Annotated in this window: 18 protein-coding genes; 12 read left to right on the top strand and 6 right to left on the bottom strand. The window is 65.6% G+C overall.

What is annotated here, in order from left to right; all coding sequences use genetic code 11:
- The first annotated feature begins 75 nt into the window (after positions 1-75).
- Positions 76-2,184: an alpha-amylase gene (locus tag AHA_RS06130; RefSeq protein ID WP_011705133.1), complete on the top strand. Its 2,109-nt coding sequence runs from the start codon at positions 76-78 to the stop codon at positions 2,182-2,184.
- Between the two features lie 96 nt (positions 2,185-2,280).
- Here the strand turns inward: AHA_RS06130 and AHA_RS06125 are convergent, their stop codons facing one another.
- Positions 2,281-2,907 (bottom strand): glutathione S-transferase, encoded by a 627-nt coding sequence (locus AHA_RS06125; protein ID WP_011705132.1) that lies wholly within the window; start codon positions 2,905-2,907, stop codon positions 2,281-2,283.
- 158 nt (positions 2,908-3,065) lie between these two features.
- On the opposite strand from AHA_RS06125, the gene AHA_RS06120 reads away from it, so the two are divergent.
- From AHA_RS06120 to AHA_RS06105, 4 genes are all read left to right on the top strand, one after another.
- Complete coding sequence (locus AHA_RS06120; protein WP_011705131.1) at positions 3,066-3,710, top strand: response regulator transcription factor; 645 nt, start codon at positions 3,066-3,068, stop codon at positions 3,708-3,710.
- 87 nt (positions 3,711-3,797) lie between these two features.
- The gene (locus tag AHA_RS06115; RefSeq protein WP_011705130.1) at positions 3,798-4,379 is read left to right on the top strand and encodes a TetR/AcrR family transcriptional regulator; all 582 of its coding nucleotides are present in this window, start codon (positions 3,798-3,800) and stop codon (positions 4,377-4,379) included.
- A gap of 71 nt (positions 4,380-4,450) precedes the next feature.
- Positions 4,451-5,320, top strand: coding sequence for an alpha/beta hydrolase (locus AHA_RS06110; protein ID WP_164927574.1), 870 nt, complete (start codon positions 4,451-4,453; stop codon positions 5,318-5,320).
- A 121-nt stretch (positions 5,321-5,441) separates the two neighbouring features.
- Positions 5,442-6,587, top strand: a complete 1,146-nt coding sequence (locus AHA_RS06105; protein WP_011705128.1) for a patatin-like phospholipase family protein — start codon at positions 5,442-5,444, stop codon at positions 6,585-6,587.
- 81 nt (positions 6,588-6,668) lie between these two features.
- Here the strand turns inward: AHA_RS06105 and AHA_RS06100 are convergent, their stop codons facing one another.
- Positions 6,669-8,621: a monovalent cation:proton antiporter family protein gene (locus tag AHA_RS06100; RefSeq protein ID WP_164927573.1), complete on the bottom strand. Its 1,953-nt coding sequence runs from the start codon at positions 8,619-8,621 to the stop codon at positions 6,669-6,671.
- Between the two features lie 100 nt (positions 8,622-8,721).
- On the opposite strand from AHA_RS06100, the gene AHA_RS06095 reads away from it, so the two are divergent.
- A complete protein-coding gene (locus AHA_RS06095) occupies positions 8,722-9,642 on the top strand; it encodes a GGDEF domain-containing protein (RefSeq protein WP_029301567.1) in 921 nt (306 codons plus the stop codon).
- Positions 9,643-9,717: 75 nt separating this feature from the next.
- Here the strand turns inward: AHA_RS06095 and tilS are convergent, their stop codons facing one another.
- On the bottom strand, positions 9,718-11,058 hold the full coding sequence (gene tilS, locus AHA_RS06090; protein ID WP_011705125.1) for a tRNA lysidine(34) synthetase TilS: 1,341 nt from the start codon (positions 11,056-11,058) through the stop codon (positions 9,718-9,720).
- Between the two features lie 128 nt (positions 11,059-11,186).
- Here tilS and AHA_RS06085 point away from each other — a divergent pair, with 128 nt between their 5' ends.
- The 4 genes from AHA_RS06085 to AHA_RS06070 all read left to right on the top strand — a co-directional run bounded on the left by AHA_RS06085 (position 11,187) and on the right by AHA_RS06070 (position 16,493).
- Positions 11,187-13,217, top strand: coding sequence for a M13 family metallopeptidase (locus AHA_RS06085; RefSeq protein WP_164927572.1), 2,031 nt, complete (start codon positions 11,187-11,189; stop codon positions 13,215-13,217).
- A 111-nt stretch (positions 13,218-13,328) separates the two neighbouring features.
- Complete coding sequence (locus AHA_RS06080) at positions 13,329-13,766, top strand: PliI family lysozyme inhibitor of I-type lysozyme (protein ID WP_011705123.1); 438 nt, start codon at positions 13,329-13,331, stop codon at positions 13,764-13,766.
- Between the two features lie 364 nt (positions 13,767-14,130).
- Complete coding sequence (locus AHA_RS06075) at positions 14,131-15,870, top strand: ABC-F family ATP-binding cassette domain-containing protein (RefSeq protein WP_011705122.1); 1,740 nt, start codon at positions 14,131-14,133, stop codon at positions 15,868-15,870.
- 83 nt (positions 15,871-15,953) lie between these two features.
- Entirely contained in the window at positions 15,954-16,493 is a 540-nt protein-coding gene (locus AHA_RS06070; protein ID WP_011705121.1) for a GNAT family N-acetyltransferase, read from the top strand.
- A 40-nt stretch (positions 16,494-16,533) separates the two neighbouring features.
- On the opposite strand, the gene yjeH is transcribed toward AHA_RS06070, so the two are convergent.
- Together yjeH and AHA_RS06060 are read right to left on the bottom strand one after the other, a co-directional pair.
- Complete coding sequence (gene yjeH / locus AHA_RS06065) at positions 16,534-17,814, bottom strand: L-methionine/branched-chain amino acid transporter (RefSeq protein WP_011705120.1); 1,281 nt, start codon at positions 17,812-17,814, stop codon at positions 16,534-16,536.
- Between the two features lie 136 nt (positions 17,815-17,950).
- The gene (locus AHA_RS06060) at positions 17,951-18,847 is read right to left on the bottom strand and encodes a LysR family transcriptional regulator (RefSeq protein WP_162498680.1); all 897 of its coding nucleotides are present in this window, start codon (positions 18,845-18,847) and stop codon (positions 17,951-17,953) included.
- Positions 18,848-19,091: 244 nt separating this feature from the next.
- Here AHA_RS06060 and AHA_RS06055 point away from each other — a divergent pair, with 244 nt between their 5' ends.
- A complete protein-coding gene (locus AHA_RS06055) occupies positions 19,092-20,003 on the top strand; it encodes an alpha/beta hydrolase (RefSeq protein WP_011705118.1) in 912 nt (303 codons plus the stop codon).
- Positions 20,004-20,023: 20 nt separating this feature from the next.
- Entirely contained in the window at positions 20,024-20,968 is a 945-nt protein-coding gene (locus AHA_RS06050) for an alpha/beta hydrolase (protein WP_164927571.1), read from the top strand.
- Between the two features lie 19 nt (positions 20,969-20,987).
- Here AHA_RS06050 and AHA_RS06045 read toward each other — a convergent pair whose 3' ends face one another.
- Entirely contained in the window at positions 20,988-21,890 is a 903-nt protein-coding gene (locus tag AHA_RS06045) for a LysR family transcriptional regulator (RefSeq protein WP_011705116.1), read from the bottom strand.
- Between the last annotated feature and the right edge of the window lie 88 nt (positions 21,891-21,978).

Raw genomic sequence — 21,978 nt, 5'->3', positions numbered from 1 at the left:
GCCCGCCCTCATGCCTCCTAGAATGAGCCCCATTGACGGCAATCTGGTCCGCTTAACCCCAGCAAGGAATGGCTTATGCGTCGCACTCCCTCGGTTTCTTCCCTCTGGCTCGCCCTGCTGGCCAGCCCCCTCTTCCTCCATCAGGCCATGGCCGCCGAGGTGCGCCTCTACGTGGATGACCAGCCGGTCGGCGCGCCGCTGGCGCTGGACAAGGGGGCGGTGCAGCTGACCCATCAGCTCACCAAGGGGAGCCACCAGATCCGCATCAGTGACGCGGGCAACAGCTGCGGCACCAGCTTCGGCCCGAGCGAGGCCAAACCGCTCCCCTTCGGCACCGCCCAACCCATGGACAAGTGCAGCAAGGGGCAGCACTTCAACCTGCGGGTGATGCTGGCGGGGGATTATCAGTTCACCTTCAACCCGGATACCCCCAGCCTCAAGGTGCTGCGAGCCACCAAGAAGAGCGAGTTCAAACGCCAGCCGCCAGCAGAACCCTGCATCAGCTGGGATGGCGGCCCGGTCACGGTATCCCTGAAAGGAGTCTGGCCCGACGGCACCCAGCTGCGGGACGCCTACTCCGGCCAGCAAGGGGTGGTCAAGGGCGGCAAGCTGACCCTGACACCCAGTAAAGAGAGCGGCGGCCTACTGCTGCTCGAGCCGGTCAAGGCGGCCACGGCGGCTCCCTTCAGCTGGGATCAGGCGAGCGTCTATTTCCTGCTCACCGACCGCTTCAACAACGGCGATCCCGCCAACGACCACAGCTTCGGGCGCCAAAAAGACGGTCAGGATGAAGTGGCCACCTGGCACGGCGGCGACTTCAAGGGGCTGACCGCCAAGCTCGACTACATCAAGCAGCTCGGCATCAACGCCATCTGGATCACCCCCATGGTGGAGCAGGTGCACGGTTTCATCGGTGGCGGCGAGCAGGGCAACTTCCCCTTCTACGCCTATCACGGCTACTGGGCGCTCGACTTCACCAAGATAGATCCCAACTACGGCGACGAGGAGAGCCTGAAGACCCTGGTGGACGAGGCCCACAAGCGCGGCATGCGCATCATCCTCGACGTGGTGATGAACCACGCCGGCTACGCCACCCTCGCCGACCTGCAAGATCTCGGGCTCACCGACCTCACCCAGAACACCGGCAAACTGCCGGCCCGCTGGAACCAGTGGCGCCCGAGCGGCGGCCTCAACTGGCATGGCTACAACCAGTTCATCGACTACCAGTCGCCGAAGTGGGACCAGTGGTGGAGCGGTGACTGGGTGCGGGCCGGCCTGCCCGGCTACCCGCAGCCCGGCACCGACGACGTCACCGGCTCGGTGGCGGGGCTGCCGGACTTCCTGACTGAATCCACCAAGCCGGTGGGGCTGCCGCCGCTGCTGGCGGCGAAAAAAGATACCAGGGCCAAGGCGCTGGCCAACGCCACCGTGAGCGACTATCTGATTGCCTGGCACACCGACTGGGTGCGCCGCTTCGGCATCGACGGCTTCAGAGCCGACACCGTCAAACACCTGGAGCCCGAGGTGTGGGCCCGCCTCAAGCAGGCCGGCACCGCCGCCCTCAAGGAGTGGAAAGCCGCCAATCCGGCCAAGAAGCTCGACGACCTGCCCTTCTACATGGTGGGCGAGGTGTGGGATCACGGGGTGGCCAAGGATTTCTGGTACCGACACGGCTTCGATTCGCTGATCAACTTCGACTATCAGCGCGAGTTCGCCCTGCCCCAGGCCCAGTGCCTGGCCAGCGCCGAGCCCACCTATGCCGGCTACGCCAGCCGCATCAATCAGGATCCCGAGTTCAACGTGCTGAGCTACATCAGCTCCCACGACACCAAGCTGTTCTTCGGCGACTATCAGGACGTGCCGCTGCAGCGCCGGGTCGCCAGCAGCTTCATGCTGCTGCCGGGCGGCATCCAGATCTACTACGGCGATGAGTCCGGCCGCGGGCTCGCCAAAGATGGCGGAGTGTTCGATCAGGCACTGCGCTCCGACATGAACTGGCAGGAGCTGGCCGGCGGCGAGAAGGCCGAGCTGGTCAAGCACTGGCAGCGGCTCGGCCAGTTCCGCGCCGCCCACCCGGCGGTGGCGGCGGGCAGCCACAAGAAACTGGCCGACAGCCCCTATGCCTTCGTGCGGGAGAAGGGGGATGACAAGGTGGTGGTGGTGTTCGCCGGCCGCCAGCCGTAATCCAGCCCAAGGAATCAACCCCAAACAGAGAGGGGAGCCAGTGGCTCCCCTCTCTGTTTACACCAGCCGTTCAGACAGGCTGTTTCGCCCGCAGGTTCACTGCGGCTGACGGGCGGCCGCCGGCCACTGCAGACGCGCCTTGACCAGGGTCTGCTGCCACAGCGGCCAGGCCAGCAGCGCCTGCTGATAGGCGCCCGCCTGCCCGGGCAGCTGGATGCCATAGCTCGCCAGCCGGTAGGCCATCACCGCATAGAAGGCATCGAGGATCCCCGCCTCGCCAAAATAGAAGGGGCCCCGCGCCTGGGACCAGATGGTCTGCAGCCGGGCCAGCTCGCCGATGGCCTCCACCGGCGGTTCGCTGCGGGTGGGAGCGCCGAGGAAGAAGGGCAGCAGGGTGCGGATCTGGCGAAAACCGGCGTGCAGCTCGGCGCAGAGACTGCGGGCCAGCGCCCGCTCGGCTCGCGCTTCGGGATAGAGCCGGCGCGCGGGGCAGAGCTCATGCAGGTACTCGGCGATGGCCAGCGAGTCGTGTACCCGCACGCCGTCGTGATCGAGCCAGGGCACCAGGCCGGCGGGGGCCAGCCGCTTGAGCCGCTGCAGCTCCTTGGCATCCTCCAGGTCGAACACCTGCTCCTGCCACTCCAGTCCGCTCATGGCCAGCACCAGCGCCGCCCGCATCGCCCAGGTGGAGCCCGTGCCCACCGTCAATACCAGAGATCCCATCTATTGCCTCCTGCATGGGTTGTTCATGACCATCCCATCTGCCCCAATGGCACGACATCCGACGGTCGCTTCACATTTGCGCGCCGGCAGGTTTGACCCTCTCCGGGAGCGGTGCTAGTTTGATTTTCCAAAACAATCAGTTAGCAACAATGTGAGCAATGGACAGCCAATTTACCATCGTCATCGCAGATGACCACCCCCTGTTTCGGGGCGCCCTCTATCAAGCGGTGCACATGGCCATCGACGATGCCCAGCTGCTGGAAGCGGACTCCATCGACAGCCTGGCCCACCTGCTGGGTGAGCACCCGGAAGTCGACCTGCTGCTGCTCGATCTCAAGATGCCGGGGGCCAACGGCTTCTCCGGCCTCGCCCACCTGCGCGGCCAGTATCCCGACCTGCCCATCGTGGTGGTGTCGGCTTCAGAAGAGCCCACCATCATCCAGCAGGTGCTGCGCCTGGGCGCGCTCGGCTTCATCCCCAAATCGGCGCCGATGAAGGAGCTGGTCAACGCCCTCAATACGGTGATCGGGGGTGACAACTGGGTACCGGCCGGCATCTCGCTCCACCCTGAGCCCACTGACGGTGCCGATTTTGCCAGCAAGCTGGCCAGCCTCACCCCCCAGCAGTACAAGGTGCTGGTAATGCTGCGCGACGGCAGCCTCAACAAGCAGATCGCCTGGGAACTCAACGTCTCCGAGGCCACCATCAAGGCCCACATCACCGCCATATTCAGAAAACTCGGCGTCAAGAACCGCACCCAGGCGGTCATCGCCCTGCAGCAGATGGATATCAAGGAGGGTTAACCCTCCCATCCAACCCTCAACTTATCTGCTGCTCGACAAATAGCACGGTCGTACTTTATGCTGCCCAGGTCAATGAAGGAGAGTGCGATGAGCAAGGGCCGGCTGACCCGCGACAACATTTTGCAGACTGCGTTCGAGCAGGCGAGCCAGCAGGGGCTGGAGAGCCTCACCATCGGCTCCCTTGCCAGCGCCTGCGAGATGTCGAAAAGCGGCCTGTTTGCCCACTTCCAGTCCCGCGACAACCTGCAGATCGCCGTGCTGGAGTACGCCGCCGAGGTGTTCCGGGAGCGGGTGATCCAGCCGGTGCGCCAGCAGCAGCACGGCAGCCAGCGAGCGAAGCTGACGGCCCTGCTGCAGGCCTGGCTGGCCTGGAACCAGTGCTTTGCCGGTCGCTGCATGTTCCTCGACGCCTGGACCTCGGCCCAGGAGGGGGAGGTGCAGCAGGCCGCCCGCCGGCTGGTGCGCTTCTGGCTCGACTACCTGGCCCGTCAGGTGGTGCAGGGACAGAGCGAGGGCGAGTGGCACAGCGACATGGATCCCTGGCGCGCCGTCTATCGCCTCTATGGCCTCTATCTGGCGGATCAGGTGTTCAATGCCCTCGATCTGTGTCAGGATCCGGCCCGCCACTTCTGGCCCGAAGTGGAGACGCTGCTGGATGGCTGGCGCTGATGGATTGACCTTTCTTTTTTAAAACCGACAAAAAAGCACGACCGTTCGCACATAAAAACCACAGGATGACCATGAGCAGCAAGATCTACTTCAACACCCGCCGCTTCAGCCCGAGCAAATGGTTGCTTGGCCTTGGCACCCGCTTGCATCACACCCTGGCCCCCGCTCACGCCAAGCGCACCGCCAGCAAGCTGCTGCTCACCCCCCAGCGCAACCAGCGGGATGACACGGCGCCGGCCGGACTGGTCAAACAGGCCGTGCACACCAGCGAAGGCACCCTGATGAGCTACCGGCTCGGCCAGGGGCCGGTCTGGCTGCTGATGCACGGCTGGTCAGGCAGCGCCGGCCAGTTCTACCCGCTGATGAGCCACATCGCCGCCCAGGGCTTCACGGCCATTGCCTACGATCACCCGGCCCACGGCCACAGCGCCGGCCATACCGGCCACCTGCCCCGCTTCGTGCGCGCCTTCGACGAACTGGTGGAGAAGATGATGGCCGAGTACGGCCCGCTGCAGGGCGTCATCGCCCACAGCATGGGGGGCGCCGTCACCCTCTCCAGCCGCCGACGCGAGCTGGATGCCCTGCCGCTGCTGCTCATCTCGCCGGTGCTCGACTACGTGCCCCAGCTCTACGGCATGGTGGCGCGCTCCGGCTACTCCATCCGGCTGTTCGATGCGGTGGTCAAGGAGATTGAGCAGGAGTACCAGCACCCCTTGAGCACGGTCGACCCGCTGGGGCGGCTCGCCGGCCGCAGCGGGCCCGCCATCATAGTGCACGACGAGGAGGACCGCTTCGCCCCGCACGGCGACTCCCTGCGCGCCACTCAGGATGGCCGCACCCGGCTGGTGAGCACCCGCGGCCTCGGCCACGGCCGCATCCTCGCCAGTGCCCCCGCATTCGCCGCGTTCGATCAGCTGAGCGCCGCCCGCCGCGCCAACTGAACAGCCTCAAAAAGGGCCTGCAAAAAATGGTTGGCAGGCCTGTTTTTATATTTGATACAGCGTCTTATAGTTAAATTGCTCGGTGGCAACACCCCCAGTGGCATGCATAAGGCGCAGTATCATGGCCAAACCCAACACAGCTCTTCTGTTGACCGGTGGTGGTGCCCGCGCCGCCTATCAGGTCGGCGCCCTCAAGGCTATCGCCGAGTTCTATCCCCGCAATCTCGGCATTCCGTTTCCCATCCTGTGCGGCACCTCGGCCGGCGCCATCAATGTCACCGCGCTGGCCTGCTACGCCTCCTGCTTTCATCTGGGGGTACGCAAGCTGGAGTGGGTCTGGCGCCGCTTCGAGACCCACCACATCTTCGACTTTCACCCGGGGCGTCTGTTGTGGCGGCTGATGTATGAGGGCTCGGCAGGGCTCATCAATCCCCACACCAACCACGCCTTTCACCTGTTCGACAATGCGCCGCTGCGCCGCCTGCTGGATCAACTCATCGACTATCACCGCATCGACGACAACATCCTCTACGGCAGTCTGGAGGCGCTGGCCATCACCGCCTCCGACTACGACGACGGCCTCTCCACCACCTTCTTTCAGGGGCGGACCGAGCACCTGCCGTGGGAGCGGGCCAGACGGCGCGGGCTGCGTACCCTGCTCACCTCGGATCACCTGCTCGCCTCCTCGGCGCTGCCATTCGTCTTCCCGGCCACCCACATCGGCGACAAGTTCTACGGCGACGGCTCCATCCATCAGTTGAGCCCGCTCAGCCCCGCCATCCACCTGGGGGCGGAGCGGATCCTGCTGATCACCCTGGATCCGCCGGCGCACACGGCACCCACCTTCCACCATGGCCACCTGACCAGTTCCAACATCGCCAGCCACCTGCTGGATACCGTCTTCACCGACACCCTCAACTCGGATCTGGAGCGGCTGTGGCGCATCAACCAGACCCTGGATCTCATCCCGGAGCGGGAACGCAACCGGTTGAAACTCAAACGGGTGGAGACCTGCGTGCTCAAGCCGAGCCAGGATCTCGACCTGCTGGCGCTGGCCTATCTGCGCAAGCTGCCGGTGCACCTGCGCCGCCTGCTGCGGGTACTGGGGGTGACGGGGGACGAGACCAGCAGCCTGGCCAGTTTCCTGATGTTCTACCCCGGCTACTGCCAACAGCTGATCAAGCTAGGCTACCTGGATACCCTGAACGAGCGCCGGCGGGTCGAAGCGTTTCTGGGAATAGAGGAAATGGTACCGGTCGAAGCCTGAAATGGCCTCTTGAGGGTGGACCGGCACGCCAGCAAGCGGCTCACTCACCTGTGGCGAGGATAAGCACACATTAAGGGAGGGCTAACGCCCCTCCAGCAGGCGCTGCTCCGCCTGCTCCACCGCCACCCCATTGCCGAACAGCACCAGCCGATCCCCTACCGCCAGCACCAGCTCTGGTTTGGGTTCCAGCCTCAGTTCGCCGCGCTGTACCTCCTTGATCCGCACCGTCTCCAGCGCCAGGGCCTGCACGCTGCGCCCCACCGCCCAGGCCTGCTCGTGCAGCAGCACGGGGTGCAGCCGCTCGAGCAGCTGATCCGTCTCCAGATTGCCGGCGCTTTGATCCCCCCAGTAGAAACCGTGCAGAAAGCGGTACTGGCTGCTGCGCTCGTGCTCCATGCGCCGGATCACCCGGCCGATGGGGATGTCGCAGTTGAGCAGCAGGTGGGAAACCAGCATCAAGGCCCCCTCCTGAGATTCGGGGATCACCGCAAAGGCGCCCGCCCGCTTGAACGCCTCCAGAAAACTGTCATCCCGGGTGCGCACCAGCACCTTCACCTCCCCCGCCAGCTCCCTGATCAGCGCCAGCATGGCCTCCACCCGCTTGTGATCGTCAAAGGTGATGATCACCAACCGGGCCCGCAGCAGGCCGGCGGCCAGCAGGATGTCGCGGCGGCTGGCATCGCCAAACGCCACCTGCTCCCCCGCCGACTTGGCCTCGCTCACCCGCTCCGGGTCGAGATCCAGCGCCAGGAAGGGGATCTCCTCCTGCTTGAGAAAGCGGGCGCAAGTCTGGCCGGCCCGACCAAAGCCCGCGATGATCACGTGCTGGCTCTTGCTCAGGCCCGACTGGGCCACCTCGGAGCGGGTAAGCAGGGCAGGATCGGTGAGGGAGCGGGCCAGATGATGGGCCTGCAGCACCAGCCAGGGCGTCATGGCGATGGAGGTGACGCCGATGCCGATGAGCAGGGAGACCAGCCGATGGTCGAGCAGACCGTGGTGGTTGGCCAGCGCCAGCAGCACGAAGCCGAACTCCCCCACCTGGCTCAGCATGATCCCCGCCGCCATGGCATCGCGTTTGCGCTCCCCCATCAGCCGGCCGGCCAGCAGCACCAGCAGGGACTTGAACAGGATCAGGCAGAGCACGCTGGTGGCCACCAGCCACCAGTCCTGTGCCACCCGCTGCCAGTCCATGGTCATGCCGATGGTGATGAAGAAGAGCCCCATCAGCACGTCCCGAAACGGCCGGATGTCCACCTCCAGCTGATGGCGATAGTGGGATTCCCCCAGCATCATGCCCGCCAGAAAGGCCCCTAGCGCCATGGAGAGTCCCATCCACTGGGTCAGCGAGGCCGCCAGCAGCGCCACCAGCAGGGCGCTCAGCACGAACAGCTCGTCGGAGCGGGCCCGCGCCACCTCGTGAAACAGCAGCGGCAACAGCCACTTACCCACCGCCAGCAGGCTCAGCAGGGCAAACAGCCCCTTGAGGGTGGCCCAGGCGATCTCCGCCAGCAGGGCGCTGCCCTGGATCTCGGGCCTGGCCAGGATGGGGATCATCACCAAGAGCGGCACCACCGCCAGATCCTGAAACAGCAGCACGCTCACCCCGAGCTGGGCGCGGCGGGTGTGCAGCTGCTTCTGCTCACCCAGCTGCTTGATCACCACGGCGGTGGAGGAGAGCGCCAGGGTGCCCGACACCACCAGCGCCTGGGGCAGGCTCAGGCCCCACCACCAGGCGATGGCGAAAAACAGCAATGACGTGAGCAGCACCTGCAGACCGCCCACCCCGATCACCAGCCGGCGCATGGCGATGAGCCGGGGCAGCGAGAATTCGAGGCCGAGCGAGAACATCAGAAAGACGATGCCGAGCTCGGCGATGGTCTGCATGATCGCCTGGCCGGTGATCACGGCGACGCCATAGGGGCCGAGCAGTACCCCGGCAAGCAGGTAAGCGAGGATCACCGGCTGGCCGAGGCGCCGGAAAATCGCCACCAACAAGACGGCGGCAAGCAGCAGGATCAACACATCTGCGTACAATATTTCCTCCCTTTTTATCTACTTAAGCCTAGCCAGCCACTCTTGTTCGCATCGAACATATTTTGGGCACAAGGATTGCAGGTAAGTGTCAGGAAGTAGGTTGTTTGAGGGCTGTACCGTGGAAAACACATCATCATTGAATGGTCTGGGACATGGCATCGAGCAGTGGGTTCGCCAGATGGAGCGGCTCACGCCGCTGGCCAGTCAGGATCGCAACCAGTTGCTCGAGTTGTTGTTGGTGCAGATGGACCTCGGCAGCCTGCTGGCAACCTTTGCCGATCGTGCGGCAAGAATTGTCCGGATCCACAGCCTGCACTTCGACTGCGGCCAGCCTCATACCCTGATCCAGCATCCGCCCCAGGCCAGCCTGACCCTGCACAGCTACCCGTTCGAGCTGCGCGGCCAACATGGCCAGCTGATCGGCCAGTTGCACTACACCCTGGAACATGCACTGAGCGGCAGCCAGCAGCGGATCCTGCAGCAGTATCATCAGCTGCTCTGCCTGCCCCTGCCCCTCTACCTGCGCCTGTCACAGCTGGAGCTGCAGGTCAGGCTCGATCACCTGACCGGGCTCGGCAACCGCTCCTACTTCGACGAAGCCATCGGCCGGGCGGTGGAGCAGCACAGCCGGGAATCCCACGGTCTGGTGCTGGTGCTGCTGGATCTCGACAACTTCAAGCAGATCAACGACACCTGGGGCCACCCGGTCGGCGATCTGGTGCTAAGCCGCTTCGCCCAGCTGTTGACCCACTGCATCCGCAGCACGGATCAGGCGTTTCGCCTCGGCGGCGACGAGTTCGCCCTGCTGCTGCAACCCGCCGAGCCCGAGGCCTGGCGCCCGGTCTGGCTGCGCCTGCAGCACATGCTGATGATCCACAAGGAGCTCAGCACCTTCTCGGTTGGCTGCAGCCTGGGAGCCGCCAGCTGGCAGTCCGGGGTAGACGTGCACAGCCTGTACGAGGCCGCCGATGCCCACCTCTATGCCCGCAAGAAGGCGGGCAAGGCCGGCCTGCTGGACTGAACCGGCCAGCCGCAGGAGACGACAAGGCCGGCATATGCCGGCCTTGTCCGTTATCCGCGTTGGCGAAGGAGAGCGTCACGCCGGGGGCTGACAGGCCGCCGCCGGCAGCCAGTGCCAGGCCAGACCGGCGTCCTGCGTCATGAATCCGTCACAGAGGAACAGCTCACCCACCGCCGCCACCTGCTCGCCGTAATAGAGGATGGGAATGCGGCCACGCTGCCAGGAGGGAACTCCGTACTCCTGCAGCAGTTTCTTGAGGCGCCGGCTGCCGCCGCGCCCTACCGGCTTGAGCATGCTGCCGGCGGCCACCCCGAAGCGCACCGACAGCGGCTCGTCCGCCCTTGGCAGCCTCAGCCCCTCGCCTTCCACTCGCGGCAGCAAGCGCACCTCCCCCAGCCCGTCCGGCAGGCTCAGCGTCTCCCCCACGGCCAATGTCAGCTGCTCGTAGCGAGGCTGCAGCCCGGGTCGCACCAGATGAAGCCGGCCCTGAAAGCGGCGGCAGCTCTGCCCGCCCCAGTTGAGCTGGGGATTGGCGTCTTCCCGTGCCAGCGCCACCTCCTGCCAGAGCAGACCGAGCTGCTCGCGGGAGGGCATCTCGCCCCCCTGGCGGCGGATCCAGTAACGCAGCAGGTTGTTGCGCCGGGTACCTGACAGAGCCAGCAGCGGCGCGATCTGCAGCGCCTCTCCTGCTGCCGCCAACCGCCAGTCGGCCTCTGCCAGCTCCTCCAGCAGCGCCTCCTGCTCGGCGCACAACGCCATGCTGCGCGCCGCCGTCTGGGCCATGGCGGGCCAGCGGGCCTTGAGCTGGGGAATCAGCCGTTGGCGCAGGAAGTTGCGGTCATAACTCTCATCCTGATTGCTCTCATCCTCCACCCAACCATAGGGGAGACTGGCCGCCGCATCGGCCAGCTCGGTCCGGCTCACCTCGAGCAAGGGGCGCAGCAACAGGCCGCCGGCAAAGGGCTGGCTCGGCACCATGCCTGCCAGCCCGCGCAGGCCGGCGCCACGCTTGAGCGCCAGCAGCAGGGTCTCCAGTTGATCGTCCTGATGGTGGGCGGTGAGCAGCCACTCCCCCTCCCCCAGCTGAGCGGCGAGGCACAGATAGCGGGCCTCCCGCGCCTGCGCCTCCAGGCTGTCACCACTATCCCGCTGCAGTTGCACCCGCTCGACCAGCAGCGGCACCGCCAGTTGCTGACACACCGTTTCGCAGTGGGCCACCCACTCGTCGGCATTTGGGCTCAAGCCGTGATGGACGTGCAGGGCGCGCAGCACCAGCCCCTGCTCGCGGGCAAACTGCGCCGCCAGCACCAGCAGCACGGTGGAGTCGAGCCCGCCGCTGAAGGCCACCAGCAGACCACGGGAACCTTCCGGCGCAGGCAGAGTCTGACAAAAACGAGAATAAATACGAGAAATCATAGGCTTCCCCAATACGACCAGGCCGATCTTAGCAGACTCGGGCTTATCAAGCGCTAACCCGACTGCTAGAGTGAGACGCTCCCTGCGTGGGCAAGGAAGCCGCATAACCCGAATTGGAATCCAACATAATGAACAACAAAAAAAGCATACTGGCCGCCCTCGTCGGGCTGGCCCTGCTGGCCGGCTGCAGTCAGGCCCCGGACGGCGCAGACAAACACTCCGGCCTCGCGCTGGCCAACATGGACACCAGCGTCAAACCCGGTGACGACTTCTTTCGCTACGTGAACGGCCACTGGCTCTCCACCGCCAAGATCCCGGACGACAGGCCCGCCGACGGCGCCTTCTACATGCTGCGAGACAAATCTCTGGCGGACGTGCGGGTGCTGGTCGAAGGGCTGGACGGCAAGGCCGCCGCCGGCACACCGGCCCAGCAGATCCACGACCTTTACCAGAGCTATCTGGATCAGACTACCCGCAACGCCAAGGGCACGGCGCCGCTGATGCCGATGCTGAGCGAGATCGAGCAGATCCGCACGCCGCAGGATCTGGCCCGGGCCTTCGCCCAGAGCGGTCGCAACGGCGGCGGCGCCCCGTTCGGTTTCTGGGTCGATGCCGACGCCAAGGCGCCGGACAGCTATGCGGTCTACCTCTACCAGGCGGGGCTCGGTCTGCCGGATCGGGACTACTACCTCAAGACGGATGCCGCCAGCCAGGCGCTGCGTCAAAAATACGAGCAGCACATCGCCACCATGCTGGGCCGCTTCGGCGAGGCGGATGCGGGGGCCAAGGCCAAACGCATCCTGGCCCTCGAGAGCAAACTCGCCCGGATCCAATGGGACAACGTCACCCTGCGGGATCGGGAGAAGAACTACAACAAGGGGCCCCAGAGCGAGCTCAAACGCCTCGCCCCCGCCATCGACTGGAATGCCTACCTGACCCAGGCCGGCCTCGCCGGCCAGAGCAGCCTCATCATCGGCCAGCCGACCTATCTCGCGGCCCTCAACGAGGTGATGCAGCAGACCCCGGTCGGTGACTGGCAAGCCTACCTCAAGTGGCACCTCATCACCGATTATGCCCCCTACCTCGACAGCCAGACCGATGCCCAGAACTTCGCCTTCTTCGGCACCACCCTGAGCGGCACGCCCAAGCAGCGCGCCCCCTGGGAGCGGGCCCTCGGCGTGCTGGACGATCACCTGGGCGAGGCGGTAGGCAAGCTCTACGTGGAGCGCTACTTCCCGCCCCAGGCTAAGGCCCGCATGGAGCAGCTGGTGGAGAACCTGCGCACCGCCTACGGCCAGAGCATCGAGGAGCTGGACTGGATGTCGCCGGCCACCAAGGCCCAGGCCCAGGCCAAGCTCGCCAAGTTCCGCCCCAAGATCGGCTACCCGGACAAGTGGAAGGATTACAGCGCCATCGCGATCCGTGCCGACGATCTGGTGGGCAACCTGCAGCGGGCCCGCGCCTTCGAATACGCCGACAACCTGGCACGCCTCGGCAAGCCGGTAGACAGAGACGAGTGGCACATGTCGCCGCAGACGGTGAACGCCTACTACAACCCGAGCAACAACGAGATCGTCTTCCCGGCCGCCATCCTGCAGCCCCCCTTCTTCGACATGACGGCGGATGACGCGGTCAACTACGGCGCCATCGGCGGGGTGATCGGTCACGAGATGGGCCACGGTTTTGATGATCAGGGCGCCAAATCCGACGGGGACGGCGTGATGCGCGACTGGTGGACGCCCCAGGATCTCAAGGAGTTTCGCTTCCGCACCAGCCGGCTGGTAGCCCAGTACAACCGCTTCGAGCCCATCAAGGGGCAGTTCGTCAACGGCCAGTTCACCCTGGGGGAGAACATCGGCGATCTGGGCGGCCTTACCATCGCCCACAAGGCCTACCTGCTGTCGCTGGATGGCAAAGAGGCCCCGGTGCTGGACGGCTTCACCGGCGAGCAGCGCTTCTTCCTCGGCTGGGCCCAGGTGTGGAAAGGCATGTATCGCCCCGAGCTGATGCAGATGCTGCTCGCCTCGGATCCCCACTCACCGCCGGAATACCGGGTCAACGGCGTGGTGCCGAACATCCCCGCCTTCTACGAGGCGTTCAAGATCCAGCCGGGTGACAAGCTCTATCTGGACCCGGCCAAACGGGTCAAGATCTGGTAATGACCGCCCCGATGAGGGGCGGATGACGCGAACCGGCGGGGATTGCCCGGCCGGTTCGCACAGTGACACAGGTGGCGGGCAACCGCCGCCGCAGTAACAAGGGTCAAACCGATGAAAGCCTTGCTCATGACACTCGGCCTGCTCACCCTGCCCCTCGCCAGCCAGGCGGCGGACGGGTTCTTCAAACAGCTGACGCTCCCCTCAGGCCAGGTAGTGACCGTCAGCGAAGGGCGCGGCGAACCTGCCTCCACCGGCAGCTACGACGTGCGCCTCTACTCCGGCGCCAACCCCCAGTTCCCGCTGGATCAGTTCATCGACGGCAAGGTGCTGCCGCGCGATGGCAGCATCAAGGAGCTCAAGCTGCTGGATCTCAACGGCGACAAGCAGCCCGAGCTCATCGTCGTGGTCGAGAGTGCCGGCAGCGGCAGCTACCTGAGTGCCGACGCCTTCACCCTCAACCCGCAGGAGGGGCTGGACAGCTTCAACCACGTGGAGGGGCTGGCCCCCAATGAAGATGTGATCCAGGCGCTCAAGACCCCGCGCGACTGACATCCCCATCACCACGCCCCGCCCAGCGGGGCGTTTTTTTGTCCCGCCGCTGACAAAGCGCCTTCCCGCCTCACCCGCAGGGCACCGCCATGGATAGACGGTTATTTTTTCTGCGCTTATAATCGCCGCACCGTGCCATAACGAAACACAAGGAGGTAAAAAATGGTTATCCAAGCGTGTCCGATGTTCTCGGCTCGCCTGTTCGGCACATTCGCCTGCTCTTGCCTGCATACCATCGCGCTGCGATAGCGGGTTCGAGCAAAGCTGACTCCCTTCCATACCGAGACCTTTCTCGACTCTGCCGTTGTCGCCAGCGCTCCTGATGACAGGGATCTTCGATCCCGCGATTTAAGAGAGCAAGAGCATGACAACCCTGATGAGTACCCATTCCCTACAAATGAGTGCGGGGCACCTTCCGTTATTTGACCACCTCGAACTCGGCATCCGCGCGGGCGACCGGCTTGGCCTGATTGGTGCCAACGGCTGCGGCAAGAGCACATTGCTGGCACTGCTGGCGGGCGAGCGCACGCCCCAGGCTGGCCGGGTCGTGCAGGCGGCCGCCTGCCGCTGCGAGTTCGTGGCCCAGCAACTGCCTGCCAGGCTTTCCACCCTCAGCACCCGCGCCGTGCTGCTGGATGCACTGGGCAACGATCCGAGCGCGGAGTGGCAGGTGGCCAAGCTGCTGACCGAGCTGCAGCTGGAGGCCCAGGCCGCGCTGCCGGTCAGTGCGCTGAGCGGCGGCCAGCACAGCCGGCTGCAGATAGGGCGCGCCCTGCTGCGCCAACCCAACCTGCTGCTGCTCGATGAGCCCAGCAACCACCTGGATCTGCCCGCCCTGCTCTGGCTCGAGCAGTTTCTGCTGGGCTGGCGCGGCGCCTTCGTGCTGGTCTCCCACGACGGTCGCCTGCTGGACCGGGTCACCGAGCAGACCCTGATCCTGCGCGATGGCCAGCTGCACCGCTTCGCCCTGCCCTGCAGCCAGGCCCGGGCGGCGCTGGCCGCCGAAGATGAGCAGGCCCGCCTGCGCCGGGCCGACGAGCAAAAGGAGATAGACCGCCTGAGCGCCAGCAGCAAACGCCTCGCCATCTGGGGGCGGGAGCATGACAACGAGAAGCTGGTGCGCCAGGCCAAGTCCATGGAAAAGCGCATCGCCCGCCTGCAGGAGGAGCAGAGCCAGGTCGCGGCGCTGGCCCCCTGGCGGCTCGAGCTGCGCGGACTGAGCCTGCCTGCCGACACCCTGCTGCGGCTGGAGGCCCTCGACGTGGCGCCGGCGCTGGCACTACCGCCGCTGCTGCGGGCCGAAGGGCTCTGGCTGCGGGCGGGGGACAGGGTCGCCCTGCTCGGTGCCAACGGCACCGGCAAGTCCTCCCTGCTGCGCCAGTGCTGGCGCGAACTGGCCGCGCAGAGCCCGCAGGCAGGCTGGTACTGCCACCCCGGTGCCAGCATCGCCTATTACGATCAGTCCCTGCAGCAGCTGGCTGACGACGCCACCCTGAGCGACGCCCTCTACCCGCTGGCCCCTCTGCCGGAGACCACCCGGCGTCAGGCGCTGATCCGGGCGGGCTTCCCCTATGTCCGCCACGGCCAGCAGGTGCACAGCTTGAGCGGGGGCGAGCGGGCGCGACTGCTGTTTCTCGCCCTGTCGCTCGGCAGCCACCACATGCTCTGGCTCGACGAGCCCACCAACCACCTGGATCTGGCGGGTAAGGAGGAGCTGGCCGAGGCCATTGCCGCCTTCCCGGGCGGCGTGCTGCTGGTCTCCCACGACCGGGAGCTGATCGAGCGCAGCTGCAACCGCTTCTGGCAGATCAGAGACGGTCGCATCCAGGAGGCTCACAGCGTCGAGCGTGCCTATGCCGAGCTGCTCGGCGATGCGCCCTCGCCGGCAGCAGACAAGGCAAGCCTGGCCGCCCCCACCATGGGGCAGGCCCCGGCCGGCCCGGCGGATGACGAAGAGGCGCTGCTGGCACGCTGGTATGAACTCGATGCCCTGCTCGCCGCCGATCTGGCCCGCAAGCCCAGGCACCAGACCCCGCGCCTGCAGCAACAGTGGCGTGACGAGCTGACCAGGCTCACCGGTCAGCTCGGGTTGGTCGGATCATGAGCACTGCCATAAACCGGCTTTGCCAGCCACCCCTGTTTGACTCACCACTCGCGGCCAACTCCGGTTGGCCGCAAGGAGCCACCATGACAGCAACGCAACAACCCCACATCAGGCTGGATCCGGTCAGCGACGCCGATCTGCCCCACATCTACCGCGGCCTGTCCGATCCGCGGGTCGTCGCCTACTACGGCGTCAGCTACGACAGCCTGACGGCGTGCCAGGCCCAGATGGCCTGGTATGCCGAGCTGACCCGCACCGGCTGCGGTGCCTGGCACCTCATTCGCGACCAGAACACGGACGAACCGCTCGGCGCCATCGGTTACAACGATGCCGACCCGACTCACCAGCGGGCCGAGCTGGGCTACTGGCTCTATCCCGAACACTGGGGCAAGGGGGTGATGAGCGCGGCGCTGCAACTGTGGCTGCCACTCACTTATCGCACCAGCGAGCTGCACCGGCTGCTGGCGGTGGTGGAGGAGCCCAACCTCCCCTCCGCCCGCCTGCTCGAGCGGGCGGGCTTTCACTACGAGGGCACTGCGCGGGAGTGCGAGCGCAAGGGGGATGGCTTTATCTCCCTGCGCCACTACGCCATCTTGCGCAGCGACCTGCCCGCCAACCTGTGACCTGCAACAAAAAGCCCCACACTGCGGGGCTTTTTTCGGGTTACTTCATGGCGCAGACACCCTCATCGGATGCCGAGCGGCGGCGTCTGCGCCGCCACAGCGAGAAGCAGCCGTACCCCAGACTGAGCACGACGGCATAGAGCACCTGGGAGGCGAGCGCTACCAGCACCAGGGCACAGAGCAGCACACTCACCCCCGCCAGCCCCTTGCCCACCCCGCCGAGCAGGCGCCAGCCCGCCGCCATGCAGAGCAGGTAGACCAGCACGAAGTTGCCGTTGGCGTAGCGGATCAGCTCATCGAGGGGCAGTCGCAGCCAGATGATCAGGGTGATGCAGACCAGACAGATGGCGAGCACCAGACTCAAGGCCCGCAGCGGCGCGCCACGGGCGGTGAGGCGGGCCAGCGAGACCGGCAGCTTGCCTTCGCGCGCCATGCTCCAGATCAGCCGAGCAAACCCCTGCAAGTAGATGTTGATGCTGGCAAAGCAGGAGAGATAGCCGAGCACCGCCACCAGCCACTTGGCGGTGGGGCCGAACAGCAGCGAGAGCAGGGCCGGAATGGCGGTGGCGTTGGTCGCCTCATCGCCGTAGAGGCCGTATTTGAGCACCACCAGCGAGTGCACCCAGTAGATGAGCCCCGCCAGCAGCACGCCGCCGAGCAGGGCCAGCGGATAGTCCCGCTCCGGTCGCTTGAACTCCTCCCCCATGTGGGCGAAGGCCTCAAGCCCGACGAAACACCAGAACATCACCGCCAGCGCGGTGGCCATGGCAGGCCACTCGTCCGTCGTCGGCAGCGGCCGGGCGGCGTCGCGCCAGCTGATATCCCCCTTGAACCAGATGAGCAGGGTGAGCCCCAAAATGGCGAGCGCGATCAGCAGTTGCAGGTTGCCGGAAGAGCGCGCCCCGCGCAGCCCGAGCAAAAATACCCCGAGCAGGGTGAGCAGCTGGATGCCCCACAAGGTCCACTCCCCCAGGTCGAACAGGGCGTGCCAGAAGCCGGCGGCGATCATCAGGGCGGCGGGCAAGCCCACCGGCAGCACCGCCAGAAACAGGAAGGCGGAGAAGCGCTCGGCGCCGTTGCCAAAGGCGAGGCCGATGAGGTGTGGCGCCCCGCCGGCGTGGGGGTAGCGGCGACCGAGGCGCGCGAAGGTAAAGGCGATGGGCAACACCAGCGCAATCAGCAGCAACCAGGCCCACAGCGAGGCTCCCCCCGCCAGCGAGGCGGCGGTCGCCGGCACCACGAAGATCCCGGTGCCCAGCAGCGAGGTGGCGAGCAGCCCCATCCCCTGCCAGAGCCCGAGATCCTTTTTCAACCCAGACATATCCTTTTGTCCCGACTAGAAAAACATCCCGCCATGTTAGGCCTCCCTCGCCCCTTTGTTAAGCACGATGGTTAAGCACGATGGCAAGAATATGCAGCGCTTTATTCAGGCCGGGAGGCTCGCGGGTGAGTCGAGGTCAGCTGCGGTGGCGCAGCGCCTCCAGCAGCAACGAGAAAGCGGGCGAGGCCTGCAAGCGGCTGGTGTAGTAGAGGTAGTAACCGGGGTGCACCATGTTGTAACCGGCCAGCACCTCCTCCAGCCGGCCATCCGCCAGATAGGGCTCAGCCATGCTCTGGGGCAGGTACGCCAGCCCGTAGCCGTCGAGCGCCGCCTCAAGCACGTTGCCGATGCTGTTGAACACCAGTTGCCCTTCGCCACGGATCTTGAGCTCCCGCCCCCCTTCCAGAAAACTCCAGGAGAAAAATCCGCCCTGGGTCGGCAAGCGCAGATTGATGCACTGATGAGCGCTGGCGATCTCCTGCGGCCGGCTCGGGCGGCCATGAGCCGCCAGATAGCGGGGGGCGGCCGCCACCAGCATCTTGATCTCGGGGCTGATGGGAGTGGCAATCATGTCCTTGGCGATCAAGCCGCCGCGACGCACCCCGGCGTCGTAGCGCTCGGCGACGATGTCCACCAGGCCGTAATCGGTGCTGAGTTCGACCCGGATATCCGGATAGTGGTGCAAAAAAGCGCTGATCTTGGGCCAGAGCACGGCGCGAATGGCGTATTCGTCCGCCGTGATGCGGATGGTGCCGGCCGGTTTGTCCCGCAGCGCTGTCAGCTGGCTGAGACCGCTGTCGATCTGCGCCAGCGCCGGTCCCACCAGCGCGATCAGCCGCTCACCGGCTTCAGTAGGGGTGACGCTGCGGGTAGTGCGTGACAGCAGCTTGAGGCCGAGTCGCTGCTCCAGGGTCTTCACCGTCTGGCTGATGGCGGACTGGGACGTCCCGAGCTGGGCAGCCGCGCGGGTGAAGCTCTGCTCCCTGGCCACCACCATGAAGGTCGTCAGCTCGTTGAGGTTCTCTTTCATCATTGATTAGTCATGGTGATAACACTGCCTCGATTATACGCCCCATCCAGATAAGTTTTCTCACCGCTGCTGCCCTGCTGTGCCAGAGTCCATCCGCGTCCCGCTCGCAACGTCACCCGATTCTTGCCGCTATTCATAAGAAATCAGTATTAAAGCATTCGGATTGGGCCATCTAATCAAATCAAAGGTGGCGGCATATGCTCTCTTCGTCGCCGCATCCTGGCGCCCCACTCCCAAGGAGCACACCATGCACCCCGTTCGCTTTGCCAATCAACACCTGAGCCTGGCCGGCCACCTTCATCTGCCTGCTGACCTGCAAGCGGGCGTACGCTACCCCACCATCGTCTGCGTTCACCCTTCCGGTGGCGTCAAGGAGCAGACCGCCGGCCTCTATGCCGCGCACCTGGCAAAGGCCGGTTTCATCGCGCTGGCCTTTGATGCCAGCTATCAGGGAGAGAGCGAGGGTGAACCGCGCCAGCTGGAAAATCCCCATGTGCGCGTGGACGACATCAGCGCCGCCGTCGATTACCTGATCACTCTGGCCGAGGTCGACCCTGAGCGCATCGGCGTGCTCGGGATCTGCGCCGGAGGCGGTTACGCCACGGCTGCAGCCATGATGGACACCCGGCTCAAGGCGATCGGTACCGTGAGTGCGGTCAACTACGGTCAGATGTACCGCCAGGGTTGGGACAAGCGCGGCACGCCGGCCGAGTCTCTGGCCTTGCGCGACCTGGCGATGGCCGCACGCACTGCCGAGGCGACCGGCGCAGCCATCCAGTACCTGCCCACCACGCCGCTCAGCCGTGAACAGGGAGAGCAGCTTCATCCGGATTGGGCGGAAGCCTTCGATTACTACCGTACGCCACGGGCCCGGCATGACAACGCCCCGAGTCGGCTCACCACCCGCAGCCTGGCCCAGCTGGTGACGTTTGATGCCTTCCACCAGGCTGAACTGTTCCTGACCCAGCCCCTGCTGCTGGTGGCAGGCAGCGAAGCCGGCACCCGCTGGATGAGCGAAGCGCTGCATCAGCGGGCCGCCAGTGCACACAAGGGGTTGTTCATCGTCGAAGGAGCCACCCACATCGGTTTGTACGACCAGCCCCAATGGGTCGACGGCGCGCTCACCGGCCTCATCCCCTTCTTTCGTACCCACCTTTGATTCTTTGTGAGGAACAACAGATGACACAGCAACAATCGGTCCGCTTTGCCCACCACCACTGGGACGTTGCCGCCACCCTGCGCCTGCCTGAGGGATTTGGTGCCGGCCAACACTATGCGGCCATCGTCTGCGCCCACCCCATCAGCAGTTGTAAGGAGCAGACTGCCGGCGCCGTCTACGCCGAGGCCCTGACCCGGGCCGGCTTCATCACCCTGGCCTTCGATGCTTCCACCCAGGGAGAGAGCGGCGGCGAGCCGCGTTTTAGCGAAGACCCCGCTACCCGGGTCGAAGATTTTCGCTGCGCCGTCGACTACCTGGTGACCCTGCCCTTCGTGGATGCCGACAGCATCGGCGTACTCGGGGTGTGCGGCGGCGGTGGCTACGCGGTCAACGCCGCCATGACCGAGCGCCGCTTCAAGGCGGTGGCCACCGTGGTGGCGGCCAACTACGGCCGCATCCTGCGCCAGGGGGATCTCACCCCGGATGCGGCCCTCAAGACTCTGGAGGCCATCGCCACCCAGCGCACCGCCGAGGCGCGCGGCGCCGACACCATGGTGACGGGCTATATCCCGGGCTCGGAGGCAGAACGCGAGCAGGCGGGGCTGCACGATATCGACATCGTCGAAGCGGTGCAGTACTACACCACGGCGCGCGGCCAACAACCCGGCTCCCCCAACAAGCTGCGCATGAGCAGCCTGGGGCCGGCCATGAACTGGGATGCGTTTGCCTTTGCCGAACTGCTGCTGACCCAGCCACTGCATATCGTCATCGGTGGTGGAACGCCCGGGGCCTTCGGCTCCTACCGGGACGGGTTCGAGCTCTTTGGCCGTGCCCGCTCGCCGCAAAAACGCTTGCAGATTGTCGAGGGGGCCAGCCATTACGATCTCTACGACCAGCCCGACGCCACCGGCCAGGCACTGGCACAGATAGTCCCCTTCTTCAGGCAACACCTGGCGCAGGCATAACCCAATCACCGCAGCCGGCTCATGCCGGCTGCGGTGATTTGTCGGCCAGCGCCTCGGCCAGAAAATCCCCCAGCAGGGTGATCTTGAGCACCTGCCGGCGCGCCGCCGGGTAGATGAAATGGAGGGTCTTGTCCGGAATGCGGTAGGTATCGAGCAGCGGCAGCAGCCGCCCCGCTGCAATATGCTCTTGCACCTGATCGGCAGGCTGCAAGCTGATGCCGGCCCCCGAAAGCGCCGCCGTCAGTAGCGCCGGCCAGTGGTTGATGCGCAGGCGCGAGGCGACCCGCACCTCCTCGCTCTGGCCATCCTCGCCAACAAACTGCCAGCGCTCGTGCTCGCCCCAGTTGCCGTGCAGACACTGGTGGCGGGCAAGATCGGCCGGCTGACGGGGCACGCCGTGGCGAGCGAGGTAGTCGGGCGCCGCGCAGAGCCGGTAGTGCTGGGTCAACAGCGGGCGGGCAACGAGCGCCTCATCCTGCGGGCGCAGGGTACGGATGGCGGCGTCAACCCCCTCCTCCACCAGATCGACCCAGCGCGGGGTGAGCTGCAGATCCACCTCCAGCTTGGGGTAACGGTCAAGAAAGGCGGGCAGCAGCGGCACCAGCCGGTGGTGGCCAAAGCTTAAGGGAGCGGCGATGCGCAGCCGTCCGGCGGGCTCGGCCAGCAGGTGCTGGGTCAGCGACTCGGTCAGCGCCAGCTCCTCCAGCACCCGCTGGCAGCGGGCCAGAAAGAGCTGGCCCAGCTCGGTCAGGGTCTGCTGGCGGGTGGTCTTGTGAAACAGCTTGCCCCCCAGCCACTGCTCCAGCCCCTGCACATGCTTGCCCACCATCTGGGCGCTGATCCCCTCTTCGCTTGCCACCGCGCTGTAGGAGCCGAGATCCACCACCCGGGTGAAGATGCGCATGCTGGTCAATCGGTCCACAACCCCTCCTTCGCCCCACTCCGAAGCCATTTGGACCGCATCAAGCGACCCATATTCACAACCAAAAGTTTATTAAGAAATGGTTTTT

Source organism: Aeromonas hydrophila subsp. hydrophila ATCC 7966, from assembly GCF_000014805.1.
Lineage (GTDB): Bacteria > Pseudomonadota > Gammaproteobacteria > Enterobacterales > Aeromonadaceae > Aeromonas > Aeromonas hydrophila.
This window is presented reverse-complemented; position numbering and strand designations above follow the sequence as displayed.